This window comes from Mycobacterium sp. (assembly GCF_049608025.1).
In the GTDB taxonomy this organism is placed as follows: domain Bacteria; phylum Actinomycetota; class Actinomycetes; order Mycobacteriales; family Mycobacteriaceae; genus Mycobacterium.
Window position 1 is genome coordinate 17,794 of the sequence record NZ_JBMYXC010000048.1, and the last position, 9,442, is coordinate 27,235.

Below are 9,442 nucleotides of genomic sequence, written 5' to 3' on the forward strand. Positions count from 1 at the left end.
CGACTACCCCCAAGGCATATAGGCGCGCACGGAATCTGCCAATCCCACGATCCGATTCTTTTTCCCCGGTGCGGGAGCACCCAGCTTCGGCCACGGCGCGAATACCCGCTCGGCGCCGCCGAGTGCCGGTTCCAGCTCGGGGTAGTGCCGCAGCAGGACATCCTTCATCGACGTGTGGTTGACCCAGTCGAAGCCCACCTGAGTGTAGGTTTCCGGCGTGAAGTCCTTGGTGAAGAACCGGTCACTCTTCAGCCGGCGCGACGCCATCAGAATGAAGATACGGAACGCGGTGTCGGAGAACCCGAATCCCTTCGGTGGCTGCTCGGCCTGCATGCCGATCTGCAGGTCGACCGCATCGACATCGCCGTTGTAGACCTCGTTGATCTCCTTGGCCCACTGCTTGTTCGGGGTGATCTCGTCGATACTGTTCCGACGGGGCATGCGCAGCACCTCGCGGAAGTCGTTGTAGCGGGGTACACCTCGTTCGCGATCCCGGACGATGTCCAGGGTGGCCAGATCGGTGATCTGTCCGTCGATCCGAGTCAACTCACGCAGCGCATTGGGGTAATTGTGCAAGCAGATCGCGCCGGCGCTGGCACCGCCCATCGAGTACCACAGATCGCCCATCTGCATGCCGTCCATGAAGCCGCGGGTGTGGCGGCCCTGCAGTTCGGTGAAGTTCTTGTGCTCGAGGTGCTCCCCGGATTCCAGCGAGAAGAAGTTCCAGTCATCGGGGATCAGCGGGTGAAGTCGGTAGACCGAGACGAACTCCTCGGTGAGCGAGAAGGGCGAGGCGTGGTGCTCGGTCGACGACCCGAGGATGCCGGAGAGCACTTCGCTGTCACCGACGCGGCCGATCCGGTCCTTGAACGTTTCGCCGAGTGCGCCGTACCAGTTGGCATTCATGCCGATCTGCAGGGCGGGGTGGCGAAGCACGCATGTCGTCCACTCCACAGTGTGGATCTTGGCGATCAGCGCGGACACCACCAGCACACCGAGTTCGAACAGTCGCTGATCGTCGAGGCTGGGGTATGCCTTCTTCAGTGCGTCGCACACCGAGTTGTGCTCGCGGGCGAAGAGGGTGTGTAGCAACCCGACGCCCAGCCACCAGTTCTCCTGGAAGCCGGTGAGGTCGACGCCCGGGATGTCACTGGTAGGCAGCCGTCCGTTGTCGCCGACTTTGACCTTGCCGTCGACGTAGGTGCGAATCTTGTTTTGCTTTTCCTGGCCACTGCCATAGATCTGGGAGCCGTCCCACCAATGGGTTTCTTGGTTCTCGAACACCGGAGCAGGGCAACCGTCCTTGATTTCCCCGTGCAGCGGGATGGTGCTGCGAATCCGCATCGGGTTTTCGGGGAAATCGTCACCCTCGCGAAGCGGGATGTCGATGGTCTTCTCGGGCACTCCGTCGCCGTGAAAGAACCAGTTGTGATTCTCGAACTGAATCCAAGCGGCCGCAATCGTGTTCACGATGCCGGCCGGCTTGAATTCGTCACGTGCCATCAGTCGGCGGCTGATGACCCGAGGGTCGGGTTCGAGCAGCCGCTTCCGGTCGATGATCGTCTTTTCCGGCGGTGAGTTCCGGCCGAAGCCGGTGCACTTCGCGCCCATCCACGGCTCATCGAGATCGTTGAACTTGCCGTCGGGCGTACGAGCCCGCTTCTCCTCGTCGGTCGGCTTGCCGAGATCTTCGTCCGGCCGGATGCCGGGGCCCTCGAAGAGATTCTGCTCGCGCAACTCGACGCGCTGCTTCGACAGCTCCTTGAGCTGAAGGATCAGAGATGGGTGCTCGTACCATTGGCGACTCAACTGAGTTCCCCGTTCTTGTCTTGGGTTGTGGTGGTAGTTGCCGGCCGCCTAGCGCGGTGTGCGCAGGGCGAAGTAGCCGATCTTGCTGTAGCTGTCGTCGGAATTGAACAAGATCTTGCCCAGGAAGACGCCGTCGACGAGTTCAACCAGTTCGTCGCGAACGCTGCGAATGATCAGGCGCGGGTTCTTCTCCACGTTGGCGTAGTCGATCACCATCACCTGCAGGTCGGGGTCGTCCTTGCCCGCTTCGACATACGTCTTGAAATCGAATGCGAGCTTGCCTGCCTCGGCGTCACGCATCGAGTACAGCGGCCAGAGCAGTTTGGAAACCAGCCCGGTGCTCTTGGTGAGTCGGTTGTCGCCGCTACCCGCGCCCGAGTCGAAACGCTTGCCCTGCCACGGCATCCACAGCGCGGTCACGGCCCGCACCACCATGTCCAGCTTGGGGTTCGTTGTGGTCATCACGAGAATGCCCTCGGTAGGTCCGTGCAGATCAGTCGGCACCGTACCCATCCGGAACAACTCGTTGAGTTCGGTGTCCGCGCCGGCGGCGTCGGTTTTTGCTCGTTCGGACAGGTCCACGATCCAGGCCCAGGCTGCTTCTGCAGCACCGGACGGCTCGGCCGTCATCGAACTCCGCAACCACTCGAGTCGTCCGTCGACTCCGGTTGCCTCTATGCCTTGTTCGCTGGTCATTGCACCCCTCTTGGCGCTATCGGAGGTATTCCGACAGTGATGTTAGTGACTCGGGCCTTTTCGCGTCGGCTTTTGTCGACGCAGGCCGCAATTCGTTCCGCGACCTGCGGCAACACCGCAGAAACGGCTCCTGCACAGTGTGGTCATCCGCGCCGGCTCGAGCAAGCGGCGGCGCGAAGACGAGGGTCGGCCCCACCGTGCTGTGCGCTCTGCCCAGGGAGGGCTGAGCGATAGCCTGGCAATGGTCGGCCTGCCGAGCCGAAAAAATGGCGATTCCTGCACACTGGGCAAGCCCCGGGAGCATCGTTGATGCCATGGCGAAGTCTTCTGTTCTCACGGCCGACAACGGCCTACCGTCGGGCGTACAGGGCGGGGCCGATCCGCATTTCGGCGGGGTTATGCGTGCGTTCGCCGCGCTGTACCCGGCCCGCCAACTCGGCGGCGGCGCCCTCGCGGTGTACATCGACGGCCGGCCGGTCGTCGATGTCTGGATGGGATGCGCGGACCGGCGCGGTGAGGTGCCGTGGACCGCAAATACCGGTGCCATGGTGTTCTCCGCGACAAAAGGTTTGGCGGCGACGGTAATTCATCGACTGGCTGACCGCGGTCTGATCGCCTACGACGCACCGGTGGCCGAGTACTGGCCCGAGTTCGGGGCCAACGGTAAGTCCGTGATCACCGTCAGCGACGTGTTGCGGCATCGAGCCGGGCTGGCACATCTCAAAGGTGTGGGCAAGGACGACGTCCTTGACCACCTCGCGATGGAAGAAAGGCTGGCCGCCGCACCGCTGGACCCGATGTATGGCACGCCGGCCTATCACGCGATCACCTACGGATGGCTGCTGTCCGGGCTGGCTCGTGCAGTAACGGGCATCGGGATGCGTGAGTTGTTCCGCGACGAGCTCGCGCGCAACCTGGATACCGAAGGTCTGCATCTGGGCCGCCCTCCGGTCGGCGCCCCGACGGTGACCGCGCAGACGCTGTTCCCTCAAAGTGCCATTCCTACACCGATTTTCGACTTCGTTGCGCCCAAGGTTGCCGGGCTGTCGTTCTCGGGGATGCTGGGCGCGGTGTACTTCCCGGGAATCACCTCCTTATTGCAGGGTGATATGCCGTTTCTCGATACCGAGATGCCCGCTGCCAACGGAGTCGTAACCGCGCGCGCCTTGGCCAAGCTGTACGGCGCCCTGGCCAACGACGGCGTCATGAACCAAACCCGACTGCTGTCTCGGGAGATGGCACACGGACTGGTTGGGGAGGTCGATCTGTCGCCGGACCTGAACCTCGGTATTCCGTTTTCGTATCACCGAGGGTTCCAATCCTCGCCGATCCCGGGGTTCTTGCCGGGCTTCGGCCATATCGGTCTGGGCGGCACGATCGGTTGGGCCGATCCCGAGACCGGCAGCTCCTTCGGCTACGTGCACAACCGTCTTCTCACGCTGATGTTGTTCGACATGGGCTCCTTCGCCGGGCTGGCGCCGCTGCTGACCAGTGCCATCGCCGCCGCGCGCCGAGACGGTCCACTCGAGGTCCCGAACTTCGGTGCGACCTTCCAGGACCGCGCCGACGATCAACCAACCGACCTCTCAGCGGGACCCAAGTGAACAGTGGTCCAGCTGAACCTCAGGTGGGTTTCGGGGTCTGCAGCTTGTACCCCCGGTCGATCACTTCCCTTGGCAGCGGTTGACTCTCGGCTTCGGGAATCATCACCTCGATATAGGCCGCACCGTCGTGAGACTCGATGGCGTCGAGGATTTCGTCCAGTTCGGCGATGGTGGTGACCTTCGCGGAGAGCCAGCCTTGACAGCCGAACGCCGCCGGCAGCAGATGGTATTGGACCGGGGCGAGGTCGTCGTAGGCGTGCCCGCGCTCGCTGATGACGTCCTCGATGCCGTAGATGCCGTTGTTGAGCACGAAGATCACCGGGTCGGCGCCATAGCGACCCATGACGGCGAGTTCGTTGAGGGTGAGCTGGTGAGATCCGTCGCCGGTGACCAGCCACGTGCGACCTGAGCGTTTGGCCAGCGCGACGCCCAGGGCGGCTGGTGTCGCCCAGCCGATCGAGCCCCACAGCCCTTGTCCCTCGGCGCCGACTCCGGCAGGCAGGTGCATCCCGTTGAGGTGGAGCATGCACGTGCCGGTCTCGATCAGCAGTGTGTCACCGGTGCGCAGCCGCCGCTGCAATCGCGGGTAGAAACCGGCCGACGAGGTGGGCTCGTCACCGGAGCCGACCATCTCCAGCGCCTCCGGGGTCGGGCCGGGTTCCCGCGTGCGGGGTGTGACCTCGGTGGTCAGGGCTTCGATCACGTCCTCGATGGCGACGTTGAGGTACACGTCGGTGCCGCTACGGACCCAGTTGTCGTGGATGCAGATCGCCCGCGTGGTGTCCAGGACGGCGCCCCACAAACCGGTGTTGAGCTCAGTGAGTAGGACACCGCCGATGTCGAGGATCAGGTCGGCCTGCTCCACGATGTCGCAGACCCCGGCCGGGCGCGAGTTCTGCGCCGCATAGAGACCGATGTACTGCGGCAGGGACTCGTCGATCACGCCTTTGTCGTTGGCTGTGACCGCGACGGGCAGGTTGGCCTTGCCGACCAGCGCGGCAGCCTTGCCGGCGACGCCGTAGCGGCTTGTCATGGTAGTGATCACGGCGACGGGGTTTGTTGCGGCGGCTAGTTTTGCGGTGATTGCGGCGACGGCCGCGGCCAGCTCGGACTCGTCGCTTCGCTGCCTTTTGATCGTATCCAGCGGCGCCCCCTCGACAGGGGTGCCGATCACCGGCATGAGTCCGTTGACTTGCGAGATGACGATGTAAGCCGGCATGGACTGGCGCAGTGCCTCACGGATCACGCGCTCAAGTTCGTCGATGCAGTTGTCCGGGGTCAACACCGCCGACACACAGCAGGCTGTCGCCGATATGTCTTGGAAACGGTCGTATCTGGTGTCTCCGAGGTTGTGGTGGGTGATCAGACGGAGGTGCTGAATGCGCTCGCTGGGCATCCCGACGATGTGGAAGACCGGCACCCTGTGGGCCTTGGCGCCCATCACTCCGTTGAGCGCCGACAGCTCGCCGACGCCGTAGGTGGTGGACAATATCGCCGCTCCGCGGATTCGCGCGTAGCCGTCGGCTGCGTAGGCGGCGTTGAGCTCGTTGGCGCATCCCACCCAGTCGAGACCCTCGACCTTCTCGACGGCGTTATCGATGGAGAAGGCGTAGTCGCCGGGGACTCCGAACACCCGGTCGATGCCGAGGGCGCTCAGTCTTTGCAGGACGTATTCGGCAACCGTGGCTTGGCGCATGCCGCGAACGGTACCCGATTTTCGCGGTCTTGTTAGGCCCATGAAAGGACTCCATGGAACAGACTATTCGGATGTGTGGCGCCTGGAGCTCGTGAGACGTTTACCCACTGCACCAACCATTTTCAGCTAGGTTCACGCGCCTTATCGATTTCAATACCAAAGCACCGCTCATCGATATGCCGATCGTCTTCGCGCCGCAAGAAGGACCGCGATGAGCACCCAAGGATGCCGGGCGCGCGCCGGGGGACGGAGGCGCCTCTTGACGCTGCCGCCGCGGTGCAGGCTCCATAAACTGTTTATGCCCCGCAACCATGGGGCGGGCGTGCGATCCTCACGTAATGAGTTGGGAAATGCGGCTAATGCCGAAGGGCCGATTTGAGGCCTTCTCCGACGGGGTGTATGCGATCGTGATCACCCTGCTTGTCCTCGAATTCAGAGTTCCAGAATCCTCGGATCCACTGGTGGACGAGTTGATTGAAGCATGGCCGACCCTGCTGGCCTATTTCGTGAGCTTCGCGTTCATCGGTGCTTCGTGGGTTGCGCACAACGAACTGACTCGGTCTCTCGCTGTCACCGACAACGTCGTGGTTGGGCTCAACCTTCTTCTGCTGCTATTTGTCACCTTTCTCCCGTTCACCACCGCGGTGATGGGCACCCATCTCAACGGGCCGGGCCAGCGTCTAGCGGTATTCCTGTTCGGCTTGAACTTGACTCTGGCGACTGCGATCAACGCGGTGCTTTGCTCCTATGTGACGACAGAGCCAGATCTCATCCGGGAGGGGGCTGAATCGGACTTGAGGAGCCTCACGAAGGCTCGGTGGTCCTGGACGGCATTCTGGGCTGCGTCGACCTTGATCGGCGCATTGCTGCCCAATGTCGCCGTGTTCCTCTATCTTGCGGTTTCGGCGTCGGCACTAATCTTGGTCGAACCGATCCGCCTGTTTCAGCACCGGAGACGCCGGCGGGCGGGGCGAAACGCGCATTGATGCCGTCGCATGCGGGAGAACTTGCGTGTCGATAGTCGCAAGTCGGTGGCGTTGGAGTGCCCACCAGGCTTGTAGGGCTGCCAGCTGTTGCGGGTTGAGTGGTCGGTAGTTGTCGGTGGTGTGCTGTAGTAACTGGGGTATGAATTTGGCGGCGTGGGCTGAGCGCAACGGTGTTGCGCGTGTGACTGCGTACCGCTGGTTCCGTGCGGGCCTGTTGCCGGTACCTGCCCAGCGTGTAGGCAGGCTGATCCTGGTCGACGGTCTTTCTGTTGCGGCCGGTCCCGGCTCGCGGACGGCGGTGTATGCCCGGGTGTCGTCGGCCGATCAGAAGGCAGATCTCGATCGGCAGGTGGCGCGGGTAACCGCGTGGGCCACGACCCAGAAGATCCCGGTCGACAAGGTCGTGGTCGAGGTCGGTTCCGCGCTGAACGGGCACCGCCGGAAGTTCCTTGCGTTGTTGCGGGATCCGTCGGTGATGCGGATCGTGGTGGAGCACCGGGACCGGTTCTGCCGGTTCGGTTCGGAATATGTGCAGGCCGCGCTGGCTGCGCAGGGCCGCGATCTGGTGGTCGTGGATAACTCGGAGGTTGATGACGACCTGGTGCGGGATGTGACCGAGATCCTGACCTCGATGTGCGCAAGGTTGTACGGGAAACGTGCCGCGGCGAACCGCGCCAAACGTGCACTGGCAGCTGCAGCAGTGACCGAGGAGCGTGGCGCGGCCTGATGGCGAAGTTCGAGGTGTCTGACGGGTGGTGTGTGCAGGCGTTCCGGTTCACGCTGGATCCGGCCGAGGAGCAAGCCTGTGCGCTGGCGCGGCATTTCGGTGCGCGGCGCAAAGCATTCAATTGGACCGTCGCGGCCCTGACAGCTGACATCCAGGCATGGCGTGAGATTGGCGCCCAGACCGAGAAACCGTCCCTGCAGGTGATGCGGAAGCGCTGGAACAGCATCAAAGACAACGTGTGCGTCAACGCCGAGACCGGGCATGTGTGGTGGCAGGAGTGCTCGAAAGAGGCTTACGCCGACGGGATCGCGGGTGCGGTGGATGCCTACTGGAATTGGCAGCAGAGCCGTGCTGGCAAGCGTGCTGGGAAACGAGTCGGGTTTCCGAGGTTCAAGAAGAAGGGCCGCGACGCCGATCGGGTGTGTTTCACCACCGGTGCGATGCGGGTCGAGCCTGACCGCCGCCATCTCACGATGCCGGTGATCGGCACGGTCCGCACGCACGAGAACACCCGCCGTATCGAGCGCCTCATCGGTGCGGATCGGGGGCGTGTGTTGGCGATCTCTGTGCGCCGCAACGGCGCCCGTTTAGATGCGAGTGTGCGGGTGCTTGTCCAACGCCCCCAACAGCCCAGCGTCGCGTTAGCTGGTTCGCGGGTTGGTGTCGATGTCGGGGTGCGGCGTTTGGCGACAGTGGCCACCGCTGACGGTGTCGTGATCGAACAAGTCGAGAACCCGCGACCGCTAGAGGCTGCGTTGCGTGAGCTGCGGCAGTTATGCCGGGCACGGTCGCGTTGCACGAAAGGCTCGCGGCGCTATCGTGAGCGCACCATTCAGATTTCCCGGCTGCACCGCCGGGTCAACGATGTCCGCACCCATCACCTGCACGTCCTGACAACACGGTTGGCTAAAACCCACGGCCGGATCGTTGTTGAAGGGTTGGACGCTGCGGGGATGTTGCGGCAAAAGGGCTTGTCTGGTGCCCGCGTTCGCCGACGTGGACTGTCGGACGCGTCCCTGGGAACACCGCGCCGCCACCTGTCCTATAAGACAGGCTGGTACGGGTCGCAACTGGTCGTTGCCGACCGCTGGTTCCCGTCGTCGAAAACCTGCCATGCCTGCGAGCACGTGCAGGACATCGGATGGGCCGAACATTGGCAATGCGAGTCATGTTCGGTGTCGCATCAACGCGACGACAACGCATCTATCAACCTCGCGCGGTGGGAGGAACCCGCCACCGCCGTCGGCCCAGTTGGGGCCGCCGTTAAGCGTGGAGCCGACCGTAAGACCCGGCCTGGCCGGGCTGGTGGCTGTGAAGCGCGGAAGGGAACCGGCCACCCGGCCGGGGAACAACCCCGAGATGGGGTGCGAGTCGCGTGACCACTAAAGATCACTCACTCGCAACGGCACGGTCGGGGTCACGCAGATTGGTGGCGAACCGTCACGGTTGACCCCCTAATACAACAGGTACGCCGCTCGGCTCTCGCGGAAAGCGGCTGCTTCGCGGTCCCATTCCTCGAGGAGCGGCGCGAGTTGACCGGCACCGATCGCGAGGCGCACCTTGTCCGATCCGGTCAGCAGATCGATCGAGGGACCCCAGGCAAAGTCGTCCGGATGCTGCTTGCGAATCGAGTCGATGAGGAGCAGTGCCGTGCGGACCGGCCGGTAGGTCTGCCGATCGGTGACCACCAGCCCGATGGCCGGGATCGTCTGTCCAGGAAACTTGAGGGCGCTGTCGGCAACCGACATGGTGATGGCCTGGAAGCCAATGCCCGGGAGCTGCATGGCGTTCATGGTCTCGGCCACGCGCGGCGCATCGAGCCATGGCGCACCGACTTGCTCGAACGGCCGATCGGTGCCCCTTCCCTCCGAGATATTGGTGCCCTCGAAGTAGACGGTGCCCGGGTAGCTCGTCACCGCCGCCA

At 63.6% G+C, this 9,442-nt stretch carries 8 protein-coding genes; 4 read left to right on the top strand and 4 right to left on the bottom strand.

The window, feature by feature from the left end; translation table 11 throughout:
- Positions 1–3: 3 nt before the first annotated feature.
- Both ACPGXI_RS14275 and ACPGXI_RS14280 read right to left on the bottom strand, forming a co-directional pair.
- Positions 4–1,809, bottom strand: a complete 1,806-nt coding sequence (locus ACPGXI_RS14275) for a peroxidase family protein (RefSeq protein WP_526653977.1) — start codon at positions 1,807–1,809, stop codon at positions 4–6.
- A gap of 48 nt (positions 1,810–1,857) precedes the next feature.
- On the bottom strand, positions 1,858–2,505 hold the full coding sequence (locus ACPGXI_RS14280) for a hypothetical protein (protein ID WP_526653979.1): 648 nt from the start codon (positions 2,503–2,505) through the stop codon (positions 1,858–1,860).
- Positions 2,506–2,819: 314 nt separating this feature from the next.
- On the opposite strand from ACPGXI_RS14280, the gene lipL reads away from it, so the two are divergent.
- On the top strand, positions 2,820–4,109 hold the full coding sequence (gene lipL, locus ACPGXI_RS14285; protein WP_526653981.1) for an esterase/beta-lactamase LipL: 1,290 nt from the start codon (positions 2,820–2,822) through the stop codon (positions 4,107–4,109).
- Positions 4,110–4,128: 19 nt separating this feature from the next.
- On the opposite strand, the gene ACPGXI_RS14290 is transcribed toward lipL, so the two are convergent.
- The gene (locus ACPGXI_RS14290; RefSeq protein WP_526653983.1) at positions 4,129–5,805 is read right to left on the bottom strand and encodes an alpha-keto acid decarboxylase family protein; all 1,677 of its coding nucleotides are present in this window, start codon (positions 5,803–5,805) and stop codon (positions 4,129–4,131) included.
- Positions 5,806–6,143: 338 nt separating this feature from the next.
- Here ACPGXI_RS14290 and ACPGXI_RS14295 point away from each other — a divergent pair, with 338 nt between their 5' ends.
- The 3 genes from ACPGXI_RS14295 to tnpB all read left to right on the top strand — a co-directional run bounded on the left by ACPGXI_RS14295 (position 6,144) and on the right by tnpB (position 8,897).
- Positions 6,144–6,791: a TMEM175 family protein gene (locus tag ACPGXI_RS14295; RefSeq protein ID WP_526653985.1), complete on the top strand. Its 648-nt coding sequence runs from the start codon at positions 6,144–6,146 to the stop codon at positions 6,789–6,791.
- A gap of 139 nt (positions 6,792–6,930) precedes the next feature.
- Positions 6,931–7,518 carry an IS607 family transposase gene (locus tag ACPGXI_RS14300; RefSeq protein WP_526653987.1) on the top strand — a complete coding sequence of 196 codons (588 nt, stop codon included), beginning with the start codon at positions 6,931–6,933 and terminating at the stop codon, positions 7,516–7,518.
- Entirely contained in the window at positions 7,518–8,897 is a 1,380-nt protein-coding gene (gene tnpB / locus ACPGXI_RS14305; protein ID WP_526653989.1) for an IS607 family element RNA-guided endonuclease TnpB, read from the top strand. Before ACPGXI_RS14300 ends, tnpB begins: the two co-directional genes overlap by 1 nt.
- Positions 8,898–8,972: 75 nt before the next feature.
- Here the strand turns inward: tnpB and ACPGXI_RS14310 are convergent.
- On the bottom strand, positions 8,973–9,442 hold a 470-nt coding region (locus ACPGXI_RS14310; protein ID WP_526653991.1), incomplete at its 5' end, for a hypothetical protein.

Excerpts from the sequence above, each read along its gene's own strand:
- ACPGXI_RS14280 (WP_526653979.1), bottom strand. The coding sequence starts at position 2,505 with ATGACCAGCGAACAAGGCATAGAGGCAACCGGAGTCGACGGACGACTC.
- lipL (WP_526653981.1), top strand. The coding sequence starts at position 2,820 with ATGGCGAAGTCTTCTGTTCTCACGGCCGACAACGGCCTACCGTCGGGC.
- ACPGXI_RS14290 (WP_526653983.1), bottom strand. The coding sequence starts at position 5,805 with ATGCGCCAAGCCACGGTTGCCGAATACGTCCTGCAAAGACTGAGCGCC.
- ACPGXI_RS14295 (WP_526653985.1), top strand. The coding sequence starts at position 6,144 with ATGAGTTGGGAAATGCGGCTAATGCCGAAGGGCCGATTTGAGGCCTTC.
- ACPGXI_RS14300 (WP_526653987.1), top strand. The coding sequence starts at position 6,931 with ATGAATTTGGCGGCGTGGGCTGAGCGCAACGGTGTTGCGCGTGTGACT.
- tnpB (WP_526653989.1), top strand. The coding sequence starts at position 7,518 with ATGGCGAAGTTCGAGGTGTCTGACGGGTGGTGTGTGCAGGCGTTCCGG.